The sequence below is a fragment of the Cryobacterium glaciale genome (assembly GCF_004402535.1).
GTDB lineage: Bacteria > Actinomycetota > Actinomycetes > Actinomycetales > Microbacteriaceae > Cryobacterium > Cryobacterium glaciale.
In genome coordinates this window covers 278,499-301,234 of the sequence record NZ_SOEY01000028.1, presented here as the reverse complement: position 1 = coordinate 301,234, position 22,736 = coordinate 278,499, and the positions used below count along the sequence as shown (strand labels likewise).

Sequence of the window (22,736 nt, the reverse complement as noted above, 5' to 3'; positions counted from 1 at the left end):
ATGATCATTGATTGGGAATTCAACGGACTGCCGCTGCACGTGCTGATCGTGCACGCCGTCGTGATCGTGGTGCCGCTGGCCGCGCTGTGCGCGGTGCTTACGGCTTTCTGGCCGGTCGCTCGGCGGCGACTGGGCATCGTGACGCCGCTCGTCGCCCTCGCGGCGCTCGTGCTGGTTCCGGTCGCGGTGCAGGCGGGAGAGTGGCTGCAGTCGCGCCTCGTCAATGTCAGCCCGCTGCTGGGCGCGCACACGTCGCTCGGCACGACGATGCTCCCGTGGGTGATCGCCCTGTTCCTCGCGGCCGCGCTGCAGTGGGTCTGGTACCGCTATATCGCCGCTGAGGGTGCCCGTTTCGCATCCGCTCTGCCGAACCGTACGGGGCGGCTCGTGGCGACCGTCGTGCTCGACCTGGTCGTTCTGGTCAGCGCGATCGGTGCGGTCGTCACGGTCGCGCTGATCGGGGAGTCAGGGTCGAGAGCGGTCTGGACCGACGTCTTCACTTCGTGAGGGTGTCGCACGGCTGGTGCGGCACCCCCACGCGGTGGCGGCCAGGGTCAGGCGCGCGGCCGGGGCGGCTGCGGCTTCTGCACGGCCAGTTCGCCGCCGACCCGTCCGCCGAACGGACGGCCGTGATCGGCGAACTCCTCCCGAAAGTAGCCCATCCGCCACGGACCCATTTCGAGCCGCGAACCGGTGCGTAGAATCTGCCCGTTGCCGATGCTGCGGCCGTCGTCGGTTGGGCGCGAGCTCCCCGCGACCTCACCGATGGCGAACAGGCGGTACTCGTCGTTGTCATCGTGGCGAATCTCGGCGTGCAGCGGCTTCAACCCCGGCAGCTGCAGGTCGGCTTCGGGCGACGACCCGATCGTGGTCGTGCCCGACAACAGGTTGAATTCCCGGGGCATCTGCCCGTTCCAGTTTTGTGACCCCACGACGAAGATGAGGCGCGGACGCCCGCTTCCCGGCGTGTAGTGCGTCGTGGTGACCGTGCGGCGGCTGCGCCGGTCGAAGGTCGGTGCGAGGGGGAACACGGTCGTCGGCGGCAGCGGGATAGCCACCGGCATCCGTGCCTGCCCGCGCAGGCGTGCCTGCACGAGCGGACCCAGCGCGTTTCGCGACCCGAGAACGATGTGCGGCGACCGCGTCACGAGCCGTTGCGTGACGGATGCCTGCACGTCACCTAGGCGGGCGATCAGCCCGACCGGCCCGGTGATGGAGACGGTCAGTTTTCGGGCAGCCAGCTCCGCGGCCAGTGCGCGCAGCGGTTCCAGGTTGAGAGCGCGGCCCTGCACGAACATTTCCGGGTTGCTCGTGTAGATGGTCACGTCGGTTCCGTCAGCGGTGATCGTGCCCTGCATCGTGTCGGTGGCTCCAAAGGAGTCCCCGGTGGAGCCGTCGGAGGAACCATCGGGCGCGGCCGTCGGTTCCTCCAGCGAGAACGCCAGGTCGATGTGCAGGCCGACGGGGGAGGCCGTGGGTACGCTCGCGGAGGAGCTCACGATTAGCTGCGGAACGGATCGGAGCCGAGAGACTTCTCATCGCTCGTGGTGACCCGCAGGGTGCCGTTGAGCTTCCACACGGCGCGGGGTGCATCGGGGCCGATATCGCGCGGAACCTCGACGACCATGTCAATGAAGCTGTAGTTGATGGCTGCGCCCTTGCCGGTGAGATACGACCACATTTCCTGGCCGAGATCGGCCCAGTCCTTGATAGTGTGCGCTTCATCGCTGGCGCCGGTTTCAACGTTTCCCAGGTAAGTCTGTCGTTCGGTCACAGTGGAGTCCTTCTTCGTCGCACGCAGGGTAGTGGCGGGGTACCCGGATGGATGCCTGCCGATTTCCCTAGCTTAGTTACGTACTTGCGAGTGTCCAAGGGTTTTACCCAACTGAATCGAGCGACTATTCGGCGTCGAGGTCGGTCTCGAGAATCTTGACCAGCGAGTCGAGAGCCTCGTCGGCGCCCTCACCGTCGGCGCGCAGCACGACGGTGTCGCCGTTGGAGGCGCCGAGGCTCATGATCGAGAGGATGCTCGAGGCGTCCATGGCGTCTTCAGCCGGTTCGCCGGCCATCGCGATGGTGACCTCGAGGGGCAGTTCGCCGACGGCGGCGACGAAGATTCCGGCTGGGCGGGCGTGCAGGCCGACGCGGCTGGCAATGACGGCGGTTCGTTCGGGCATGGATCCTCCAAGGTAGACAGAGCGGGTTGCAGAGTGTGGCTGGTTACAAACCCAGCGTATTAAGTATCGGGAGTTTTTCGCGAACGATGCGACGGGCATCCGTTGCGGAGTGCGCGGTCAGGGCCAGCGCGGCCAGTTGTTGCGCCTCGGGCAGCGTCACGCTGGCCAGTACCGCGGCGACGGCGGAAAGCGCTCTGGCGGTCATCGACAGCGTCGAAACGCCGAGTCCGACCAAAACCACCGCGAGGGCGGGATCGGCTGCGGCCTCGCCGCAGACGCCGACCGGCTTGCCGTGACCCTCGTCACGCGACCCGGCCACGGTCAGTCGAATCAACTGCAGCACAGCGGGTTGCCACGGGGTGTTGAGGTCCGCGAGCGGGCCGAGCTGCCGGTCAGCCGCCATGGCGTACTGGGTGAGGTCGTTGGTGCCCAGGCTGACGAAATCCACGTGTTCGAGAATGCTCGCCGCGGTCAGCGCGGCCGAGGGAACCTCGACCATGACGCCGGGAGTCGTGAGCCCGGCGGCCGTACACAGGCCGGCGAAGTGCTCGGCCTCCTCGGCGGTCGAGATCATCGGGGCCATCACCCAGACCTGGGCTTCGGTTCCATCTGCGGCCTGCGCGATGGCTTGAAGCTGACGTTCCAGCACGCCGGGGGAGGTGAAATCGGTGCGGTAGCCGCGCACGCCGAGGGCCGGGTTGGGCTCGGAGGCATCCGTCAGAAAGGGGAGCGGCTTGTCAGCGCCGGCGTCGAGGGTGCGCACGACAACCTTTTTGCCGGGAAAAGCGTCGAAGACGCCGCGGTAGGCCTCAACCTGTTCGGCAATGGTGGGTTCCGTGTCGCGTTCGAGGAAGCAGAACTCGGTGCGCAGCAGGCCGACGCCCTGGGCTCCGGCGGCGGCGGCCTTGACCGCATCCTTGGCGCCGCCGACGTTGGAGAGCAGGGGAACGAGGTGGCCATCTTTGAGCCGCCCGGTGCCGTCGAACATGGCGAGGGCCGCGGTCGTCGTTTCCCACGCCTTGGCGAGGGCGACCTCGTCGGCGCCGGGATTGACCAGAATGGTGCCGGCGGCCCCGTCGACGAACACGAGGGTGCCGTCATGCAGGCCCTCGACCCCGGCGGCGGCGACCACAGCCGGCAGCCCGAGGGCACGGGCGATGATGGCGGTGTGGGATTGCGGTCCGCCGCTCGAGGTGACGAGCGCGAGCACCTTGGCCGGGTCGAGGGTGGCGGTGTCGGCCGGCGCGAGGTCCTCGCCGACCAGGATGAACGGGGTGTCCGAATAGGGGATTCCCGGGGCGGGAACGCCGCGCAGTTCGGCGACGATGCGACCGCGCACGTCGAGCACGTCGGTCGCGCGCTCGGCCATGTAGCCGCCGAGATTGTGCAGCATCTCAGCGACCGAGGCCGCAGCGTCCCAGATGGCCCGCTCGGCCGAAGCGCCGTTGGTGATGAGCTTGACAGCTGCCTTGACCAGCATCGGGTCGTTCGCCATCAGTGCCGTGGCCTCGAGCACCTCCCGGCCGGCGCCGGAGGCGCCAGCCGAACGGGCAGTGAGGTTGGTCTGCACAGCCTTCGCGGCGGTGCGCAGGGCAGCGGATGCGTCCTCCGGTGCGGTGCCCTCGGCCAGCCGCTCGCCCACCGCGGGCTCACGTACGGCCTTGGGCATCAACAGGATGGAGCCGATGATGCGGCCGGGGCTGACGCCGACTCCGGCGAACGTGCGGCCGGTTTCGGCCTTGTCGGTACTGGCCTGGCCTGAAATCGTCTGCACGATCATCCTCGATTCCTAAATTCCCAGCATTCGGCTGGCGTCACTGTACTGCGGAACTGCTGCCCCGCGCGGGTAGCCCGCGCGGGAGAAGCGGTCGGGTCAGGCGTTGACCAGGGCAGCTTCCGGTGCATCAACCGGGCGCTTCCGCACGGCATACCGCTTGAGTCCGACGACGGCGAACGCCGATACCAGCGTACCGATCACGATCGCGAGCACGAACAGCAAGAAGTTGTCGATAGCGAAGAACACGAACATTCCGCCGTGTGGCGCTTTGCTCGTGATGTTCCAGGCCATCGACAGGCCACCGGTGACCGCAGCGCCGAGCATGGCGGCCGGAATCACCCGGAAGACGTCGGCGGCGGCGAACGGAATGGCACCTTCAGAGATGAACGAGGCACCGAGCAGCCAGGCCGCCTTGCCGTTCTCGCGCTCGGACAGGCTGAACAGCTTCTTGTCGATCACGGTAGCGAGGGCCATCGCGAGCGGCGGCACCATGCCGGCTGCCATGACCGCGGCCATGATCTGCCACGGCGCCTGGTTGGCGAGGCTTGCTGCACCGAGGCCGGCTACGGCGAAGGCATAGGCGACCTTGTTGACCGGTCCGCCGAGGTCGAAGGCCATCATGAGGCCGAGAATGACACCGAGAATCACAGCGGATGCTCCGGTCATGCCGTTCAGCCAGTCACCGAGACCGACGGTCAGCAGGGCGATCGGCCCGCCGAGAACGATGAACATCAAACCGGAGGCGACGATCGACGCGATGAGGGGAATGATCACGACGGGCATCAGGCTGCGCAGCCAACGCGGAACGTTGAGCTTGGCGAAACTCGCGGCGACGACACCGGCGAGCAGGCCGCCGACGATGCCGCCGAGGAACCCGGCACCCATGAATCCGGCGACAGCGCCGGCGACGAAGCCGGGGGCAATGCCGGGACGGTCGGCGATGGCGAAGGAGATGTAGCCGGCCAGCGCGGGAACCAGGAAGCCCATCGACAGGGCGCCGATCTTGAAGAAGACCGCCCCGAGGTAGGTGAGGAGACCGCCGTCTGGCAGGTTGAACAGGCTGTTGTTGATGACAACGTCATCCGCGACCTCGGTGATCTCGTAGCCACCGAGCAGGAAGCCGAGGGCGATGAGCAGGCCTCCGCCGGCGACGAACGGAATCATGTAACTGACACCGGTGAGCAGCGCGCGCTTGAGCTTCTGGCCCAGGTGCTCGCTCCTCTCCTCCGACGCGCCACTCTGGTCTGCGGTGCCGCTGACCCGACGGGCGTTGGGGTTGAGGGCAGCCGCGAGGGCCTCCTCGATCAACCGGCCGGGTTCGTCGATGCCGCGCTTGACCGGGGCGTTGATGACGGGCTTGCCGGCGAAACGTTCCCGGCCGCGCACGTCGACGTCCACGGCGAAGATCACGGCGTCGGCCGCGGCGATGACGGCGGGGTCGAGCGGGGTGAGGCCCGCCGAACCCTGGGTTTCCACCTGCAGGTCGACTCCGACCGCTTTAGCCGCAGCCACAAGCGAGTCGGCGGCCATATAGGTGTGCGCGATGCCGGTCGGGCAGGCGGTGACGGCGACGATGCGCGCCCTGCTGGGTGACGCGGCGCCGCTCGCAGCCGGGCCGGTGCCGGCGTTCGCATTGTCGCTGGAGTGGGCGCCCGCGACAACGGCAACCGGGGCGACAACATTGTTGACCAGCTCGACGATCTGCTCCGCGGTCGACGCGGACCGCAGGGCGGCGGTGAAGTCCTTCTTCATGAGCGACCTGGCCAGCTTGGCCAGAATCTTCAGGTGCTCCTGGTCGGCGCCGTCCGGTGCTGCAATGAGAAAGACCAGGTCAGCCGGGCCGTCCTTGGATCCGAAATCGACCGGGGTCGACAGGCGGGCCAGCGCGAGCGTGGGCTCCAGCACGGCGGTGGAACGGCAATGCGGGATAGCCAGGCCACCCGGAATGCCGGTGGCGGTCTTCGCTTCGCGGGCGAGGGCATCCGCGTACAGCGCCTCGATTTCGGTGGCGCGGCCGGCGGCGACGACGAGCTCGGCCAGGTGCCGTATGACGTCCTTCGGCTCTGTTCCGAGATGGGTGTCCAGAGCAACAAGCTCCGGGGTAATCAGTGCACTCACTGGTCATCCTCCTTTGGATGTGTGGCCAGCACTGGCCGTGCGGCCGATGCTGGGGCAAAGTCCGTCACGGTGACGGCGCTGGGGTTGGTTTGGTGCAGGGCGGGAACGGTGGAACCGGGCAGGGAGGCGGCGGCCGCGCCGTGGGCGGCGGCCTGGCGCAGGCAGTCGGGGGCACTCGCTCCGGCATTGCTCTGCAGCAGGTAGCCGGCCAGTGCTGAGTCGCCGGCCCCGACGGTGCTCACGGCGAGTATCGGGGGAGTGGTGGCGATCCAGCTGCCCTCGGCGGTGACGAGCACGGCGCCCCTCGCTCCGAGAGTCGCGAGCACGGCACCTACGCCGCCCGCGATCAGAACGCGAGCCGCATCGACGACGAGGCCGGGGTTCGCCTCCAGCGTGTCACCGTCGAAGAGTCCGCTGAGCTCGGCGAGTTCCTCGCCGTTGGGCTTGAGCAGGTCGGGGTGGGCCAGCGCGGCGGCGGCGAGCGGGCCGCCCGAGGAATCCACGGCGACCCTGGGTGCCTGGCTGCCGAGTCGAGCGCGCAGCTCACGAATGATCCGGGCATAGAAATCGTCTGACACTCCGGGCGGAACCGAACCGGCCAGCACGAGCCAGCTCGCTCCGACCGACTGTTCCAGCACGAGTTCTACGAGGGCATCCTGCTGGGCGAGGCTCAGTACCGGGCCGGGTTCGTTGAGCTTGGTCGTGGTGCCGTCGGGTTCGGTGATCGCGACGTTGCTGCGGAGCGGCGCGCCGATCGGCAGGCCGAGGTGCGGAATTTGGTGGCTGGTCAGGGCCAGCAGCACCGGGTCGTCGGCATCGCCGGGCAGGATGGCGAGGCTGCTGATGCCGCTCGCTTCGAGGGCGCGGCAGATGTTGACGCCCTTACCGCCGGGCTCGCTGTGGGCGGCAACGGCCCGCTGCACCTCGCCGCGCACGAGCGGGCCGGCGAGCTCGATGGTGCGGTCCAGGCTCGGGTTGGGGGTCAGGGTGACGATCATGCGATCACCACGTCGACGTCGGCGGCGGCGAGGGCGGCGGCGAGCTCAGCGGATGGCGCGGCATCCGTTATCAGGGTATCGATCGCCGCGAGCGTGGCAAAGCGGACCAGGGTTTCCTGGTCGAGCTTGCTGGAATCGGCGAGCACGACGACGCGCCGGGCCGACGTGACGATGGCGGACTTGACGGCTGCTTCCACCGAGTCGGGGGTGCTGAGTCCGAAAGCGGCGCTGATGCCGTTGGTGCCGATGAAGGCAATGTCGGGGCGGAGCGCCTCGAGCTGCGCGACGGTGCCGGCACCGACGATGGCGCTGGTCAGTCCGCGCACGCGGCCGCCGAGAATGTGCAGCTGGATGGTCTCGTTGCGGGAGAGTTTGCCGGCGATCGGTACCGCGTTGGTGATCACGAGCAGCTGGTCGCCGGTCACGGCGGGCGTCCAGTCGGCCAGGCGGTCGGCGAGACGCTCGGTGGTGCTTCCGGCGTCGAGCACGATCGAACCGGTGCGGCTCGCGGGAATCATGCGCATCGCCGCGTCGGAAATGCGCGACTTCTCGTCGAGACGCTGGGTCTGGCGTTCGTCGAGGCTCGGCTCCGACAGGCTCAGACGGTCGATGGCGACGGCCCCGCCGTGCACACGGCGCAGCTGGCGGGCGGCTTCGAGGGTGTCGAGATCGCGGCGTACGGTCTCGGCGGTGATGGCAAATCGCGTGGCGAGGTCGGTCACGGTGACCCGACCCTGGGTTGCCACGAGTGCGGCGATCAAGAGTTGACGTTCTTCGGCGAACACGAATGCCTCCTCGACGGTGAGTGACGTAGTCACAAGAAGTTGGTTTAGTTGACTTTAGCTGTGTTTGTTTTTGTTTGTCAAGAAAAAGAAGATAAACAAAGAATCACGTCGGTCGGCACTGTCGGTGCACCCCGGTAGCGTCATGAGTATGAAGATTCTGCACACCTCGGACTGGCACATCGGGCGCACCTTCCACACCCACTCCACCCTCGATCACCTCGGCATCGTGTTGGATGCGCTGGTAGAGCTGGTGTGCGAACGCAGCGTCGACGTGGTGGCCGTGGCGGGCGACGTATTCGACTCAGCGATGCCCTCGAAAGAGGGCTACGCGCTGCTGACCGGCACGCTGCGGCGACTCAAAGAGGCCGGAGCATCCGTTGTCATGACGAGCGGCAATCACGACTCGGCGACCCGGCTCGGCTTTCAGTCGGAGTGGGCGGCCCTGGCCGGCATCCACGTCGTGACCGGGCCGGAACAGTACCTCGAACCGGTCACCATCACCGACGAGCACGGCCCGGTGCATTTCTATGGCATTCCCTACCTGGAGCCTGTGCTCATTCGCCACCTGCATCCCGGCGTGCCGCTTAAAACTCACGAGCAGGTGCTGAACTTCGCGATGACGCGCATTCGTGCCGACCTGGCCGGCCGCGGCGGCCGCGGCGTCGTGCTCTCGCACTGCTTCGCGGCGGGCGTGGCACCGGCCACCGAGGCGAGCGATGTGGAGCGCGATATCACCGCCGGAGGGCTCGACGTCGTGCCGCTCGCTGTCTTCGACGGCCCCGACTACGTCGCGCTCGGCCACATTCACGGGCGGGCCACCCTGACCGAGCGGGTACGCTACTCCGGAGCGCCCCTGCACTATTCCTTCTCGGAGGTCGGCAAGCCGCGCGGGGCGTGGCTCGTCGAACTCGGCGCGGCGGGCCTCAGTACTACTGAAACCCCTGCCGTCGAGTGGGTCGACCTGCCCGTACCGCGCCGGCTCACGGTGCTCACCGGCGAACTCGCCACGCTGCTCGACGATGAGGGCCTGGCCGGCAACGAGGGTGACTGGGTGAAGGTCATTCTCACCGACCAGGTGCGCCCGCTCGACGCCATGCGCTCACTGCAGACCAGATTCCCGCACTGTGTTGCGCTCGAGCACCGGCCAACGATCACGCTCGAAGCGGATGGCTCCACCTACGCCGAGCGCATTCGTGCCGCCACGAGTGATGCAGAGATCGTGGCGGGCTTCCTGTCGTTCGTGCGAAACGGGGTCGGGCCCAGCGAATTCGAGAGTGCGTTGATCGCTGAGCTTCAGACCGAACTGGGCGCGAAAGAGGTGAACGCATGAAGATTAAGCGACTGCGTCTGGCCGGGTTCGGACCATTCAAGAACGAGCAGATCGTCAATTTCGAGCGGTTCGACTCCGACGGAATCTTTCTTATTACGGGCAAGACCGGCGCTGGCAAGTCCAGTATTCTCGACGCAATCTGTTTTGCTCTCTATGACCAGGTGCCGCGTTTCACCGACACCGAGCAGCGCTTGCGCAGCGACTACTGCGAGCCCGATGATCCCACCTTCGTCGAACTCGACTTCAGCCTGCGCGGGCGGGACTACCGGCTGCTGCGCAGCCCGAAATATGAGCGAGCGAAGAAGAACGGTACCGGAACGACCAGCGCGGCGCCGACGGCTGTGCTGCAGCTTCGCCAGGGCGGGGAATGGCGGGGTATTGCGGCCAAGCCCCGAGAAGTCGGCCTCGAACTGAGCACCATCCTGCCCTTGAAGGCCGACCAATTCCTCCAGGTGATCCTGCTCGCTCAAAACCGGTTCCAGTACTTCCTGTTGGCCAAAACCGAGGAACGTCGTGCGGTGCTGCGCACCCTGTTTGGAACCACCCGCTTCGAACAGTTGGAGTCCGCGCTGATCACGCGCCGCAAATCTCTCGACGAGAGTCTCGCGGCCGTTCAGCGCGATGTCGCGGAGCATGCCACCGCAGCCATGCACCAGTTGCGACTTTCTGCGCTGCCCGTCGAGCCCGACCTCGACTGGTTCCGGGACTCCCTCGCCGGCCTGAATCGCGCGGTCGACGTTGCCGCGCACGACGCGGAGACCGCAGCGGCGACGCTGGAAAAGGCGACAGTGCAACACCGAGCGGCCACCGAGACACAGCGGCTTCAGGCCAGGCGTGCCATCGCCGAGACCACTCTCGCGATGCTCGACGCACGCTCCGGCGAGGTTGAAGAACAGCGCGGTACGCTGCGCCAGGCCGCGCGGGCGGCTCGGGTCTGGCCGCACATTCGCAGCAGCCGGGCGGCGACTCTTGCGTGGCAGGCGGCCCTGACCGACGAAACCTCGGCTCGGGCCGCCTGGCTGCCGTTTGACCTACCGCTCAGTGTGAACGGCGTCGGTGTGAACGGCGCCAATGTGAACGGCGCCCATGTGAACGGTGCCCATGCGAACGGTGCCAATGCGAACGGTGCCAATGCGAACGGTGCCGGTATGAGCGGCGTCGATGCGTCGGGGGGTTCCGAGCCGGCACTTCGACCGATCATGGATGCCCTGGTGGGACGGCTCGGAGCGCTCGCCGAGGTGCTCGCGGAAGAAAAGCAGCTCCCGGCCCTTGACCACGAAATCACGGCGTTGTTCGATCTGCTTGCCGTCCACACCGATGACCTGACGCGTGCCCAGCAGCGACTCGACGAGCTGCCCCAGCAGATCGATTTCGTCGGCGTGCAGCTCGTGGCAGCGTCACTCACCGCCGCCGGTGAGGCCGACGCTGACGAGGCCGTGCGCCGTGCCGACGCCGGGCTCGCGGCCGCCGAAGACGTGGTGGCCGTGCGGTCCGAGTTGGTCGGGGCGCACGAGCACTTGCTCGACCGCAGTCGCGACAATGCGGCGGCCGCCGTCGACTATGAGGCGCTCGTGGCCCGACGGATTTCTGGCCAGGCGTCGGAACTTGCCAGTTATCTCGTCGATGGTGACGCTTGTGCGGTCTGCGGGTCCATCGAACACCCTGCCCCGGCGGCGACCCAGGGCGGGCTGGTGACTGCCGCCGACCTTTCCACTGCCCGTCAACACTTGCAGGGTCGGCAGCAGCAACTGGCCGATGCCCAGGAGACCGCGACTGCCCTGACGAATCGGCTCGCGCAGGCGGAGGCGCTGGCCGGGCAACGAAGCGTCTCTGACCTCCGCGCTGAATGCGCTGCCGCCGGTGCCCGGTTGTCGACCGCGCACACGGCTGCCGATCTGATCGGGGGGCTTCGGCAGGAACAGACCGATCTTCGCCATGGACTGACCCTGGCTCAGGCCGCAGTGCTGGCCGTCCGCGCGTCACGCGATACGGCAGCCGACACTCACAGCGTGCGGTCCGGGCAGCGCGACCTGCTCGCTGCACGCGTCGGCGCGCAGCGCGGCGAGTGCGACAGCGTGACCGACCAGGTACGCGCCTTGCAGCACGAGCTGGATTGCGCGCGCGCACTCGACGGCGCGCTCACCCTCAGCCGGCAACGCGCCGCCGCTAACAACGCCGCGACCCTTCAGCTCACGGGCCAGCTGCGGGAAGAAGGCTTCGACGACGAGGAGACGGCCCTCGCGGCGCAGCGGGGCGAGGGCGAGACCACACGGCTGGAGACCGTCGTGCGGTCCTTTGACGACGAGCGTGCAGCAGCGCGGGCGGCAGCGGCGGATCCCGAGCTGGCCGATCTGTCGCCAGAACCGGTCGATCTCGAGCCGTCTCTCCGAGCGTTCGAGGCTGCCGGCAGCACGCGCGATGCCGCTGTGAGCACGCACGGCTCGCTCGGCGAGCGTGCCGGCCAGCTCGCGGAGCTCGTTCGCGAAGTCACGACGAGATTCGCGGAATCCGCTGATCTGCTGGCCGTGCACTCCCAGGTGCGCCAGCTGGCCGACGTCATGCAGGGCGACGAACCGAATACGAAGCGCATGCGGTTGGAAACCTACGTGCTGGCCGCCCAGCTGGAAGAGATCGTCGTGGCGGCCAACCTGCGGCTGCGCACGATGACCAGCGGACGGTACGCACTCGAACACGATGACTCCCGCGTCAAGGGTGGTGCGCGCTCCGGTTTGGGCCTGATGATCCGTGATGGATTCACCGGCCGTGCGCGCGCGACGCATTCCCTCTCCGGAGGCGAGACATTCCTCGCCTCACTGGCCCTCGCGCTCGGCCTGGCCGAGGTGGTGTCCGCGCAGGCGGGCGGCATCACGCTCGATACCCTCTTCGTCGATGAAGGCTTCGGCTCGCTCGACAGTGAAACCCTCGAGACCGCCATGAGCACCCTGGACACCCTGCGCGCCGGCGGCCGCACGATCGGCCTGATTAGCCATGTCGACTCCATGAAAGAGCAGATTCCGGCCACGCTGCGCATCTGGGTGACCGACCAGGGCTACAGCCGAATCGAGGCCGACACGACCGTTGACTGACCCAGGGCAGTGGCGGTCGGCCCTGACGGGGTTGACCGCAGGCATTGCCGATCCGGCGTGAGCCTGTCACGATCGGAGCGTTGCCGCAACGAAGCGAGCCGCGCCAGGGAGCCCGAATGAAAAAGATCCTCTATATCGACCTCGACAACACCCTCGTCAACGTACAGTCGGGAATCGACCGACTCACCAATGCCGAGTACAGCCGGTATGAGAAGCGGCTCGACGAAGTACCCGGTATTTTCGCCCGGATGGAACCGATAAGTGGCGCCATCGACGCGTTTCACATCCTCGCCCAATCATTCGACACCTACATTCTGTCCATGGCTCCGTGGGGCAACGCGAGTGCCTGGCAGCACAAGCTCGAGTGGGTGCAGGAACATCTCGGAGCGGATGTCGGCGGCCCGGCCTACAAACGGCTGATCCTCTCGCACCACAAGCATCTCAACCGGGGCGACTTTCTCGTCGACGACGGGTCGGCCATCGGTGCTGACCGCTTCGAGGGCGAGCTGATCAAGTTTCTGACCCCGCTCTTTCCGGACTGGAATACGGTGACGCGCTACCTGCTGGAACGCGCCGATAGCGCACCGTGCCCGGAGTTCACTCCCCGCTCGCTGCGCCGACCGGCGCTCCACAGCGGGGCGGTGCTGGCCCCGTAGCAGCTCACTCAAAACCCACTAACCCGATTTCGCGATTCTGGCAAGAAAATAAGTGAATTTGGCCCTTGAACGCCTGCACCGCGCCCGGTATATTCATTTTGCTTAGACCAGTCCGATCGCCCTGCCGACCGGACTGGTCTTTCCATTTCCGCGCGCACGACTCGTGCACCTGTGCAATGCGCGCGGGATACCATACATCGTCCAAATTGTTTGTCCAGGGGTTTACCCACATGTAAATCTGGGGTAATCTCACTTTCAGACAGGCTCGAATCGGTCCCGGTACATCACCCGGACGGGTGCGGGCCACCAGAAGATTGGGTGAAGACGATGGTGGACCTGAAGAAGATGACGGAACTGAAATCGGACTTCGTTCCGATGGGCGAAGTCAGCGCCGATGAGCGCTCCCGCATGGCGTTCGGCAAAGCCGGGGTGCACCGCGATGATCGTTACGCCGTCGCCGTGAACGCTGAGGGTGAAATTCTTCTGACCCCGCTCGTGTCCATCCCCCGCCGCGAACTTTTGGTCTGGGATGACGAAGGCATCCGTGCCGCCCTGGTGCGAGGCCTCGAACACAGCAGCAAGGAAGAGACGAGCGAGGGGGCGACTTCACTCGATACGCCGATGAGGAGCATGCGGTCGACGAGTCCGCTGCACCCGCCGAGCCCCAGTCATGAGTTTCACGCTCCTTCTCACGAGGGAAGCAGCATCGGGACTGTCCATTCTCGAAACGAAGCCGCAGCTGGTCGGCCGTCTCAAACGAGTGCGCACCGCACTCGGACGGCTGCAGCTGAACCCCGACGACCCGGCGTTGCGCTCGCACCAGTATGTGTCGCTCGCCGGCAAGAAGGGTGAGGCCGTCTGGGACTCCTACATCGAGCACCGAACGCCGACGGCCGGCCGCATCTACTGGCACTACGGACCTGGCCTCGATCGCATCACCGTCGTGATCATCACCCCGCACCCGTAGCGCACCACAGCGGAACGGACGTCGCTCGGCTGCTGGGCCCTAGAACGGGTGGAGCAGCCGATGCAGAAACTGGCGGGTTCGTTCCTGCTGCGGGTGCCGCAGCAAGTGTTTCGGCTCGCCATGCTCGACGATGGTGCCGCCGTCCACGAAAGCGATCTCGTGCGCGACCTCGCGGGCGAATTCGAGTTCGTGGGTGACGATGACCATGCTCCAGCCTTCGTCGGCCAGCTCCTTGATCAGGCGCAGTACGTCGCCGACGAGCTCCGGATCGAGAGCAGAGGTCGGCTCGTCGAACAAGAGCAGCTGCGGGCGCAGCGCGAGCGCCCGCACGATGCCGACTCGCTGCTGCTGGCCGCCGGAGAGTTCGAACGGGAAGCTGCCCTGCTTGTCGGTCAGGCCGACCCTCTCCAGCAGCACGAGCGCCTCGGCCGTGACCTCGGCGACCGGGCGGCGCTGTACGACGACCGGTCCCTCGATCACGTTTTGCAGCACAGTCTTGTGCGGAAACAGGTTGTAATGCTGAAAGACCATGGCCGACCGGTCACGCAGGCCTGCGAGCTGCTTCGACGTGGTCTTGGTGGTGAAATCGACGCTCACCGGCACGGCCGAATTGGTACCGCGACCCGAAGCCTGGCCGGCACGGCCGCGGTCGGTATCGGCGGCTGCGGCGATCTCGATGATGCCCCCGTCGGGCAGCTCCAGCCCATTCAGGCAGCGCAAAATGGTGGTCTTGCCGGAGCCGGACGGACCGATCAGGGCGAGCACGCGGCCGCGGCCCACGGTGAGGTCCACCGATTCCAAGACCCGGTTGCTGCCGAAACTCTTCTGCAGACCCCGAACCCGCAGCAGCCAAGCGGATGCCGCGGCATCCGCTTGGCTGGTCGGCGTTGAAAGATCAGCGGGCGACATAGCGGTCCAATCGTTTCTCGAGAAATCCCTGCCCGGTGGAGAGCACAAGGCAGATGACCCAGTAGATCAGGGCTGCTTCGAGGTAGAGCAGCATGAACTGACTGCTGAACGCGGCCACTTGCTGCGCTTCGCGAAACAGCTCGGTGACCAGGATGAGCGAGGCGAGCGAGGTGTCTTTCACCAGGCTGATGAAGGTGTTCGACAGCGGCGGGACCGACACCCGGGCGGCCTGCGGCAGGATGATGCGAGTGAGCGCCCGACTGTGGGACATGCCGATCATGTAGGCCGCTTCCCACTGGCCCTTGGGCACCGAGAGAATCGCGGCGCGGATTACCTCGGCCGCGTAGCCGCCGACGTTGATCGAGAACGCCACCACGGCGCTCGGCCACGGCTCGATCGTCACTCCGATCGACGGCAGCCCGAAGAAGATCACGAACAGCTGCACGAGCAGTGGAGTGCCGCGCACGATCGAGATGTAGCCGCGGGCGATACCCGACAACCAGCGCTTCGCCGACAACCGCATGAGCGCGAGAATGAGCGCGAGCACGAGACCGATCGCGAACGACATCAGGGCAAGCGGAATCGTGCCCCGTACCGCGCCGTCGAGCATCGGCCACAGCGAGCTGAAGAACAACTCCCAATCAGGCTGGATCATCGAATGAGCATCACTGGCTGACGTCGGCGCCGAAGTACTTGTCGGAGAGCTCGGCGAGCGTTCCGTCGGCCGTGAGGGTCGCGAGCGCTTCGCTCACGGCCTCGGCCAGCGCGGTGCCGTCCGGGGCGAAGGCGAAAGCACTTTCCGAGCGGTCCTCGGTTTCGGCGGCGATCTTCAGGTTCTTGGCGCCAGTGGACTTCTGGTAGTCGAGAAAGGTCAGCTTGTCGTTGACCGTGGCATCTACCCGACCCTGTTCGACCAGGGTGACCGACTGGGCCCAGCCCTCGACGCCTTCAACGGTCGCGCCGCTCTCGGTGGCGAGGGTATACCAGTTGCTGGTGAGCGACTGCGCCGTGGTCAGGCCGTCGAGGCTTGCGAACGAGGTGATCGACGTGTTGTCGGCGGGAACGACGATGACACCGGTGGAGTAGGTGTACGGCGTGGAAAACTCGTACGCCTCGAGGCGTTCCGGAGTGATCGATACCTGGTTGGCGATGGTGTCCCAGCGTCCGGCGGTGAGGCCGGCGAAGATGGCGTCCCACTGGGCCTCTTCGAACACGGCGTCGACGCCGAGCTCGGCGGCGACTGCTCGCGCCACCTCGACGTCGTAGCCGGTGAGTTCGCCCGAGCCGTCTTCGTGGAACGAGAACGGCCGGTAGGTGCCCTCGGTGCCGATCACGAGCGTGCCGGAGTCGAGCACGCTGCTGAGCGAATCGTCGGTGCCGGCCGCGCTGTCACCGGTCGAGGCGGAGCAGCCGGTGAGGGTGAGGGCGACGACGCTGAGCAGGGCAGCCGGAATGAATCTGAACTTCATGAAGAGGAACGCCTAACGAACTAGGTGGGGAGAGCGCGGGTCGTGCGGGTGCTGCCCCAGAGTGTGCGGAGACCGCGGGTGGCGGCCTACTCAGCGTAACAAGGAGCCGCAAGCCCCAAATATTCCGAGTACGCCCGAAGAGGGGCTACGAGCGAAGGGCCAGGGTGAACGGCAGCACGGCCGAGGCGCCGTGCCGGCGGAGTACGCGGGCCGCCACGGTCAGGGTCCATCGGCTGTCGGCGACATCGTCGATGAGCAGAATGGGGCGCCCGGCGAACGGGGCGAGTGCCGAGGCCAGTTCGGGTCCGACGGTGAAGCGGTCCCAGACACTCGCCAGTCGGTAGGCGCTGTTACCGCCCGGCTCGCCGGTGGGGCCGCCGTTTGCCCAGTCCAGGGCGCCGAGCCACGGCAATCGGCCGACTTCCGAGAGGGAACGGGCCACCGAATCAACGGCCAGCGGATGCCGCCGCGACGGCATCGAGACGATCGCCGCCGGTCGTTCGGCCCACCCCCACTCGGCGAGAACACGCACACAGGCTGCCAGCATCGCGGGCGGGGCTGCGGCATCCGCTTGGCCGGTCGCGAACAGGTCACGCAGGGGGCCGCCCCAGCCGAGGTCGGTCAGCCGGGCCAGCGCGCGACCGGGCTCGGCTCGTTCGGTGACCGGGATCTTGCCGGTGGCCGCGACGCCGAGGCTGCTCATGCCGGTGGGCCATTGGGCGCGCACGTCGATGGCGACGCCGACCCGGTCGAGCGACTTCGCGGCTGTGGCCGCTGCGCCCTCGGCCACATCACTGGGATACCAGGCGCCCTGGCAGTTATCGCAGCGACCACAGGCCACGGCGGTGTCGTCGTCGAGGGCGCGTTGCAGGAATTCCATGCGGCAGCCGGTGGTGGTTTCAAATTCGAGCATCGACTTCTGCTCACCGAGCCGGGCTGTAGCGATGCGTTCGTAGCGCTCCTCGTCGTAGACCCAGGGCTGCCCGGTGGACTGCCAGCCGCCCTTGACCCGGCGCACGGCGCCGTCGACGTCGAGCACCTTCAGGAGCAGCTCGAGCGGGGTGCGGCGAAGGTCAACCCTGGCCTCGAGGGCCGGGGTCGACAGGGGAGCGCCGGCGGATTCGAGCGCGCCGAGAACGGCGAGGGCCTTGGCCTGGTTGGGCATCGAGGCGGTGGCGAAATAGTGCCAGATGGCTTCGTCTTCGGCGCCGGGCAGCAGCAGCACGTCGGCCGAGGCTGTGGCACGGCCGGCGCGACCGACCTGCTGGTAGTAGGCGACGGGGGAGGATGGGGCCCCGAGGTGCAGCACGAAGCCGAGGTCGGGTTTGTCGAACCCCATGCCGAGAGCACTCGTCGCAATGAGCGCCTTGACCTGGTTGGTCTTGAGCAGCCCCTCGGATTCTTCACGTTCGGCCGTGTCGGTCTGCCCGGTATAGGCGCGCACCGCGTGACCGGCCTCGCGGAGCAGCCGGGCGGTATCTTCGGCGGCCGCCACGGTGAGGGTGTAGATGATGCCGCTGCCCGGCAGGTCGCCGAGATGGCTGAGCAGCCAGGCCAGACGGGCGCGCGAATCGGGCAGGCGCAGCACGCCGAGCCGCAGCGAGGAGCGGGCGAGCGGGCCGCGAATGGTGACGACCTCGGCGGTGCCGGCGATCGTGCCGGCACCCTCGAAGCCGGTGGTGACCATGCCGACCTGCTCCGCGACATCCTGCACGACGCGGCTGTTGGCGGTGGCCGTCGTGGCGAGCACGGGCACGCCAGCCGGCATCTGCGCGATCAGGTCGCGCAGGCGGCGGTAGTCCGGGCGAAAATCGTGGCCCCAGTCGGAGATGCAGTGCGCTTCATCGACCACGAGCAGGCCGACCCGGGCGATCAGGGCGGGCAGCTGTTCATCGCGAAAGGACGGATTGTTCAGTCGTTCGGGCGACACCAGCAGAACATCGACCTCGTCGGCGTCGAGCTGGCGCAGCACGTCGGTCCACTCGTGGGCGTTCGACGAGTTGATCGACACCGCCCGCACGCCGGCGCGGGCCGCGGCGGCGACCTGGTCGCGCATCAGTGCCAGCAGGGGCGAGACCAGAATGGTCGGGCCGGCGCCCTGGCGTCGCAGCAGCAGGGTGGCCACGAAGTACACGGCCGATTTGCCCCACCCGGTGCGCTGTACCACGAGCGCGCGGCGGCGGAGGTCGACGAGGGTTTCGATGGCCTCGTACTGTCCCGTGTGAAAGTCCGCGTCGCCCTGGCCCACGAGGGTACGCAGAATGGCCAGAGCGGATGCGCGAGTGTCGGTCATCCTCCCAGCGTGCCAGATGCCGCCGACATTCCCGATCGCGCTCGGCTGGTCGCCGATGCGAAAATCGGCTATGGTCATGCGTTCATGGCCGGGGAGGCGCCTGGAGAATCCATTCCGCCCGGCCGACTTTGCGCGTACTGTTCAGCGCATCGCGATACCGTGACCGGCTCGCCAATCCTGCCAGCGCGCAAGCGATCAGGAGGAGTGCGCTATGCGTGCAACCAGCGAACACATCAGCAGTACCGCGCCGGTGAAGACGGCGGCCGGGAACACCAATCGGACAGCGTTGCGGGCAGGCGGGATAGCGGTGATCATCGCCGGGCTCGCAGGCATCGCGATGTTTGCACTTGAGCTCATGGGGCCGGTTCTCGGTTTCGATGACACCGACAACCCCGCAGTGAGCCTCGAATATCTGCGCCAGTATCCGCAGTTTTACGCTCTGGCGGCGGTCGCAGAATTCATCATGGCACTCGCTTACATCGTGGCGAGTTTCGCTATCTCAGATGTGCTTGCGCCACGCACGAGTGGCATCACTCGCCGAAGCTTGAGCGCACTCGGACTTTTTGCGGCTGCGTTCTTGTTCATGCACGGGGTCTTGCGCGAGTCGGTGGGGCCGTTGCTGTACATCGACTCGGTCAATAGCGGATGGGGCGAGTCCGCCTACCTCACCATTCAGATGTTGGGAACCCATGGTTTCCTGGGGGCGAGCCTCATTGCGCTCGGTGTCTGGTCCGTGGGCATCTGTGTGGCCGGGGCTCGCTCCCGCTCCCTTCCGATCTGGTTGTGTGTCCTGGGATTAGTCGCCGGCCTCCGTCTCGTGATGCTCATGGCTGGGCCATTCCTGACGGCAGCACGTATCGACTTCCCCGGGTTTCTTTGGTTCGCCTCCATGGCACTGATCCCACTCGGAATGCTGTGGTGGCTGGGGCTCGGCGTTGTGCTGTTGGTCAAGTCCCCCGCCGAACCCGTCCGGTAGACACACCTGCTGAGCCCCGCGGACGCTGAGGGCGGGTCCACCGCGCGTGTCGCGGGGCATCCGTCGCCCCGGAACCGGATCGCTCAGTAGGCTCGGTGGGTGAATGTGATTCAGGAGATCGAAACGCGACTGCCGGAACAGGCCGTTGTCGGTTTTCGCCGACTCATCGGGCAGGCGCGGGTGAACGATCCGATCCTGCTGCAGGAGCGAGCAATGGCGCGCATGGTTGCCCCGGCGCAGTGGATCCTGACCCGGGTCGGCGCCGACGGCATCCGCTTGACCAAGGCCGGGCACCTGCCGCCGGCCATCGTCATCGAGGCGTCCGCCGAGCTCGACTGGGGCTGGCCGATCAGCGTCAACCGCGAAGTGCATCTGCGTCCGCTGCAGGAACTACGCGGGCACCTGCGCGACGTCGGATTGCTGCGGATCAGCAAGGGGATGCTCGTGCTCACCAGAAAGAGCACCGCCCTCTCCGGGTCGCCTCGCGAGCTCTGGTGGCACCTGGCCCGCACCATCCACCACAGTCGGACGCCCGCTGTGAGTGACGCCACCCGCCTGCTGCTGCTGTTCGTCGCGACCCGCGGCCTTGCCCGCCGCGAAGACTATCTCACGACCCTGTCGCGCGCACTGGGCTCGCTCGGCTGGGTGCAGTCCGATGGCCAGGAGCCGACGACAGAGTCGGTCTGGCGCCTCGTCGACACCAAGTGGCGCCTGCTCGACCGGCTCGGCGCGTTCGAGCAGACCGAGGCCTGGCACGGCGACCGCGGCACGGTCACCGTCGGTGGTGCCGCCTTCGCTCGCGCCGCGCTGCAGTCCGACGCACCGAACGACTCGTAGCACGCGGCCCGCGGCATCCGCTGTCCCCGTGCGGTGGTTGGATGGATGAATGGATGCCTACACCGCTGATTTCTCCGCCTTTCTACAAGCGTCACCGTCGTCGTACCACGCGGCGGCCGAAGTCGCCCGGCGACTCGACGTGGCCGGTTTCACCAGGCGGAGCGAGTCGGAGAGCTGGACCGGTACTGCCGCCACGAGCTGTTACGTCGTGCGCGACGGCGCCGTCATTGCCTGGTCGCAGCCGGTCGGCGCCGGTCCAACTACCCCGTTTCGCATCCTCGGCGCCCACACCGACTCCCCGGGTTTCAAACTCAAACCCAAGCCCACGATCGGCGGGCACGGCTGGCTGCAGGCCGGCGTCGAGGTGTACGGCGGGCCGCTGCAGAACTCCTGGCTGGACCGCGAGCTCGAGCTCGCCGGCCGCCTGGTCACCCGGGACGGCACCGAGCACCTCGTGCGCACCGGACCGTTCCTGCGCATCCCGCAGCTCGCCGTGCACCTCGACCGCGAGGTGAACAGCGGTCTCACCCTCGACCGGCAGCGCCACCTCACACCCGTCTTCGGCGTCGGCGACGCGGCCGAGGCCGACCTCGTGGCCCACCTCGCCGGCCTGGCCGGCTTGCGGGCAGCGGATGTCACCGGTTACGACATCCTCACCGCTGACACCCAGCCGCCCGCCACCTTCGGGCTCGGCAACGAGCTGTTCGCGGCCGGCCGCCTCGACAATCTCTCCTCGGTCTATGCCGGCCTGTGCGCCCTGATCCGGGCGAGCGAGCGGACCACCGACAACGGCCCGATCAGCGTCCTCGCCGCGTTCGACCACGAAGAAATCGGCTCCCAGTCCCGCTCGGGAGCAAGCGGCCCGGTGCAGGGCGATGTTCTCACCCGGATCGGCCACGGCCTTGGCGCGACCGGGTCAGAGCGCCTGCAGGCCTACGCCGAATCCTGGTGCCTGTCCGCCGACGCCGGTCATGCCGTGCACCCGAATTATCCCGAACGTCACGATCCGGCCAACACGCCAATTCTCGGCGGTGGCCCGCTGCTCAAGATCAACGCCAACCAGCGCTACGCGACGGATGCCCATGGCGCCGCGCTCTGGGCCCGCACCTGCACCCAGGCGAACGTTGACTACCAGGAATTCGTCTCGAACAACACGGTTCCCTGCGGTTCGACCATCGGGCCGCTCACCGCGACCCGGCTCGGCATTCGCGTCGTCGATGTCGGCGTGCCGCTGCTGTCAATGCATTCCGCGCGAGAACTGTGCCACGTCAACGATCCCCAGGCGCTGAGCAAGGCCGCGGCCGCCTTCTTCGCCCCGGAAGAGTAACGGTTCGCCTGAGCTGGGCCCGACGCATCCGCTCTAGAATGGTCCTATGGCGACGGATCCCAGGGTGGCGCGCGCTGAGGCAGCGGTTGTGTACAAAGTGCTCAACAACAACGTCGTCATCTCCGTCGACAAGTCGGGTCAGGAACGGGTGCTGATGGGGCGCGGGCTGGGGTTCCAACTGCTCCCGACCGACACCGTCGACCCGGCCAGGGTCGAGAAGACCTTCATCCTCGAACAGGGCAGCGAGGCCGACCACGCCCGGCAGCTCCTGACGTCCGTGCCGTACCCGGTGATCGAAGCCGTCACGCGGGCCGTCGACGAAGCCGAACGGATGCTGGGCCGCAGCCTGGGCCGCCGCCTGCCGCTCGCCGTCATCGACCACGTGCAATATGTCCTCGAGCGCCTGCAGAAGGGCATCCGCATCCCGAGCGCCGCCATGCCCGAATTGCGCGTGCTGCACCCGCAGGAATTCGCTGCGGCGACTGCGATGGCCCAGTCGGTCAGTGCGAGCCTCGCGACCGAGCTTCCCGAAGAAGAAGCTGTTTTTCTCACGATGCACCTGTTGAACGCCACGCGGGATGAACCGAACGGCACCGCGGCGCTGCTCTTTCGACGTGTGCAGCACGTGATGAAGACGGTGGAGACCGGCCTCGGCGTACACCTGGATCCGGCGAGCCCTGACTACGCCAGGTTCATCCTCCACGTGCAGTTTCTGCTGCAGCGCCTGGGCGCACAGTCGATGCTGCGCGGAACCGACACGTCATTCTTCGACTTCGCCAAGCGCAGCTATCCGCGTTCCTACGCCATCGCCTCCGACGTCAAGCTGTACGTGAGCGCGGCGACCGGCTCCGACCTCACCGATGAGGAGCTCCTGTACGTGATCGTGCACGTCGAGCGTCTGGCCAATCAGGTCGTTGATAGCGCGACCACCTGACAGTGTGCTATCGTCGGCGACACAGGGCGAAGACGACCTGTGGAAGCTTCTTGGATTGTTACTGCGCAAGCAGGCAAAACCTGGACTCTCACCGCAT

General features: G+C 67.0%; 21 protein-coding genes. 9 read left to right on the top strand and 12 right to left on the bottom strand.

The features are described 5' to 3' along the window. A complete protein-coding gene (locus tag E3O06_RS13530; protein WP_134503868.1) occupies positions 1–507 on the top strand; it encodes a DUF2231 domain-containing protein in 507 nt (168 codons plus the stop codon). A 47-nt stretch (positions 508–554) separates the two neighbouring features. On the opposite strand, the gene E3O06_RS13525 is transcribed toward E3O06_RS13530, so the two are convergent. The 7 genes from E3O06_RS13525 to E3O06_RS13495 form a co-directional block, all read right to left on the bottom strand. Beyond that, complete coding sequence (locus tag E3O06_RS13525; protein WP_241980191.1) at positions 555–1,499, bottom strand: FHA domain-containing protein; 945 nt, start codon at positions 1,497–1,499, stop codon at positions 555–557. A 2-nt stretch (positions 1,500–1,501) separates the two neighbouring features. Next, entirely contained in the window at positions 1,502–1,774 is a 273-nt protein-coding gene (locus tag E3O06_RS13520) for a hypothetical protein (RefSeq protein ID WP_241980189.1), read from the bottom strand. A gap of 124 nt (positions 1,775–1,898) precedes the next feature. Then, positions 1,899–2,177, bottom strand: a complete 279-nt coding sequence (locus E3O06_RS13515) for an HPr family phosphocarrier protein (protein WP_134503867.1) — start codon at positions 2,175–2,177, stop codon at positions 1,899–1,901. Between the two features lie 43 nt (positions 2,178–2,220). Next, complete coding sequence (ptsP, locus tag E3O06_RS13510) at positions 2,221–3,957, bottom strand: phosphoenolpyruvate--protein phosphotransferase (protein WP_134503866.1); 1,737 nt, start codon at positions 3,955–3,957, stop codon at positions 2,221–2,223. 93 nt (positions 3,958–4,050) lie between these two features. Further along, positions 4,051–6,072, bottom strand: a complete 2,022-nt coding sequence (locus tag E3O06_RS13505) for a PTS fructose transporter subunit IIABC (RefSeq protein WP_134503865.1) — start codon at positions 6,070–6,072, stop codon at positions 4,051–4,053. Then, a complete protein-coding gene (locus E3O06_RS13500; protein ID WP_134503864.1) occupies positions 6,069–7,070 on the bottom strand; it encodes a 1-phosphofructokinase family hexose kinase in 1,002 nt (333 codons plus the stop codon). The genes E3O06_RS13505 and E3O06_RS13500 overlap by 4 nt, the downstream gene beginning before the upstream one ends. Further along, on the bottom strand, positions 7,067–7,855 hold the full coding sequence (locus E3O06_RS13495) for a DeoR/GlpR family DNA-binding transcription regulator (RefSeq protein WP_134503979.1): 789 nt from the start codon (positions 7,853–7,855) through the stop codon (positions 7,067–7,069). The genes E3O06_RS13500 and E3O06_RS13495 overlap by 4 nt, the downstream gene beginning before the upstream one ends. A 148-nt stretch (positions 7,856–8,003) precedes the next feature. Here E3O06_RS13495 and E3O06_RS13490 point away from each other — a divergent pair, with 148 nt between their 5' ends. From E3O06_RS13490 to E3O06_RS13480, 3 genes are all read left to right on the top strand, one after another. Beyond that, complete coding sequence (locus E3O06_RS13490) at positions 8,004–9,185, top strand: exonuclease SbcCD subunit D (protein WP_134503863.1); 1,182 nt, start codon at positions 8,004–8,006, stop codon at positions 9,183–9,185. Continuing rightward, positions 9,182–12,271: an AAA family ATPase gene (locus E3O06_RS13485; protein ID WP_134503862.1), complete on the top strand. Its 3,090-nt coding sequence runs from the start codon at positions 9,182–9,184 to the stop codon at positions 12,269–12,271. Before E3O06_RS13490 ends, E3O06_RS13485 begins: the two co-directional genes overlap by 4 nt. A 116-nt stretch (positions 12,272–12,387) precedes the next feature. After that, positions 12,388–12,927, top strand: coding sequence for a 5' nucleotidase, NT5C type (locus tag E3O06_RS13480; RefSeq protein WP_134503861.1), 540 nt, complete (start codon positions 12,388–12,390; stop codon positions 12,925–12,927). 255 nt (positions 12,928–13,182) lie between these two features. Here E3O06_RS13480 and E3O06_RS17610 read toward each other — a convergent pair whose 3' ends face one another. Next, entirely contained in the window at positions 13,183–13,500 is a 318-nt protein-coding gene (locus E3O06_RS17610) for a hypothetical protein (protein WP_166788213.1), read from the bottom strand. A 97-nt stretch (positions 13,501–13,597) separates the two neighbouring features. Here E3O06_RS17610 and E3O06_RS13470 point away from each other — a divergent pair, with 97 nt between their 5' ends. Further along, positions 13,598–13,894 (top strand): hypothetical protein, encoded by a 297-nt coding sequence (locus E3O06_RS13470; RefSeq protein ID WP_134503860.1) that lies wholly within the window; start codon positions 13,598–13,600, stop codon positions 13,892–13,894. 39 nt (positions 13,895–13,933) lie between these two features. On the opposite strand, the gene E3O06_RS13465 is transcribed toward E3O06_RS13470, so the two are convergent. The 4 genes from E3O06_RS13465 to E3O06_RS13450 form a co-directional block, all read right to left on the bottom strand. Next, positions 13,934–14,803 (bottom strand): amino acid ABC transporter ATP-binding protein, encoded by an 870-nt coding sequence (locus E3O06_RS13465; RefSeq protein WP_134503859.1) that lies wholly within the window; start codon positions 14,801–14,803, stop codon positions 13,934–13,936. Continuing rightward, the gene (locus E3O06_RS13460) at positions 14,790–15,458 is read right to left on the bottom strand and encodes an amino acid ABC transporter permease (protein WP_134503858.1); all 669 of its coding nucleotides are present in this window, start codon (positions 15,456–15,458) and stop codon (positions 14,790–14,792) included. The genes E3O06_RS13465 and E3O06_RS13460 overlap by 14 nt, the downstream gene beginning before the upstream one ends. 10 nt (positions 15,459–15,468) lie before the next feature. Beyond that, on the bottom strand, positions 15,469–16,272 hold the full coding sequence (locus E3O06_RS13455) for an amino acid ABC transporter substrate-binding protein (protein WP_134503857.1): 804 nt from the start codon (positions 16,270–16,272) through the stop codon (positions 15,469–15,471). A gap of 145 nt (positions 16,273–16,417) precedes the next feature. After that, a complete protein-coding gene (locus tag E3O06_RS13450) occupies positions 16,418–18,565 on the bottom strand; it encodes a RecQ family ATP-dependent DNA helicase (RefSeq protein ID WP_134503856.1) in 2,148 nt (715 codons plus the stop codon). Between the two features lie 211 nt (positions 18,566–18,776). Between E3O06_RS13450 and E3O06_RS13445 the strand changes: the two genes are divergently transcribed. From E3O06_RS13445 to E3O06_RS13430, 4 genes are all read left to right on the top strand, one after another. Continuing rightward, positions 18,777–19,541 (top strand): DUF4386 family protein, encoded by a 765-nt coding sequence (locus E3O06_RS13445; RefSeq protein WP_134503855.1) that lies wholly within the window; start codon positions 18,777–18,779, stop codon positions 19,539–19,541. Positions 19,542–19,640: 99 nt separating this feature from the next. After that, positions 19,641–20,378 carry a hypothetical protein gene (locus tag E3O06_RS13440; RefSeq protein ID WP_134503854.1) on the top strand — a complete coding sequence of 246 codons (738 nt, stop codon included), beginning with the start codon at positions 19,641–19,643 and terminating at the stop codon, positions 20,376–20,378. Positions 20,379–20,427: 49 nt separating this feature from the next. After that, on the top strand, positions 20,428–21,705 hold the full coding sequence (locus E3O06_RS13435; RefSeq protein ID WP_134503853.1) for a M18 family aminopeptidase: 1,278 nt from the start codon (positions 20,428–20,430) through the stop codon (positions 21,703–21,705). Positions 21,706–21,751: 46 nt separating this feature from the next. Beyond that, positions 21,752–22,639 (top strand): PRD domain-containing protein, encoded by an 888-nt coding sequence (locus E3O06_RS13430; RefSeq protein WP_134503852.1) that lies wholly within the window; start codon positions 21,752–21,754, stop codon positions 22,637–22,639. Positions 22,640–22,736 lie beyond the last annotated feature (97 nt).

Bases quoted from the DNA above. Each gene is read 5' to 3' on its own strand.
- E3O06_RS13465 (WP_134503859.1), bottom strand. From the start codon at position 14,803: ATGTCGCCCGCTGATCTTTCAACGCCGACCAGCCAAGCGGATGCCGCG.
- E3O06_RS13470 (WP_134503860.1), top strand. From the start codon at position 13,598: ATGAGTTTCACGCTCCTTCTCACGAGGGAAGCAGCATCGGGACTGTCC.
- E3O06_RS13490 (WP_134503863.1), top strand. From the start codon at position 8,004: ATGAAGATTCTGCACACCTCGGACTGGCACATCGGGCGCACCTTCCAC.
- E3O06_RS13445 (WP_134503855.1), top strand. From the start codon at position 18,777: ATGCGTGCAACCAGCGAACACATCAGCAGTACCGCGCCGGTGAAGACG.
- E3O06_RS13480 (WP_134503861.1), top strand. From the start codon at position 12,388: ATGAAAAAGATCCTCTATATCGACCTCGACAACACCCTCGTCAACGTA.
- ptsP (WP_134503866.1), bottom strand. From the start codon at position 3,957: ATGATCGTGCAGACGATTTCAGGCCAGGCCAGTACCGACAAGGCCGAA.
- E3O06_RS13435 (WP_134503853.1), top strand. From the start codon at position 20,428: ATGGATGCCTACACCGCTGATTTCTCCGCCTTTCTACAAGCGTCACCG.
- E3O06_RS13460 (WP_134503858.1), bottom strand. From the start codon at position 15,458: ATGATCCAGCCTGATTGGGAGTTGTTCTTCAGCTCGCTGTGGCCGATG.
- E3O06_RS13485 (WP_134503862.1), top strand. From the start codon at position 9,182: ATGAAGATTAAGCGACTGCGTCTGGCCGGGTTCGGACCATTCAAGAAC.
- E3O06_RS13430 (WP_134503852.1), top strand. From the start codon at position 21,752: ATGGCGACGGATCCCAGGGTGGCGCGCGCTGAGGCAGCGGTTGTGTAC.
- E3O06_RS13515 (WP_134503867.1), bottom strand. From the start codon at position 2,177: ATGCCCGAACGAACCGCCGTCATTGCCAGCCGCGTCGGCCTGCACGCC.
- E3O06_RS13500 (WP_134503864.1), bottom strand. From the start codon at position 7,070: ATGATCGTCACCCTGACCCCCAACCCGAGCCTGGACCGCACCATCGAG.
- E3O06_RS13530 (WP_134503868.1), top strand. From the start codon at position 1: ATGATCATTGATTGGGAATTCAACGGACTGCCGCTGCACGTGCTGATC.
- E3O06_RS13455 (WP_134503857.1), bottom strand. From the start codon at position 16,272: ATGAAGTTCAGATTCATTCCGGCTGCCCTGCTCAGCGTCGTCGCCCTC.
- E3O06_RS13450 (WP_134503856.1), bottom strand. From the start codon at position 18,565: ATGACCGACACTCGCGCATCCGCTCTGGCCATTCTGCGTACCCTCGTG.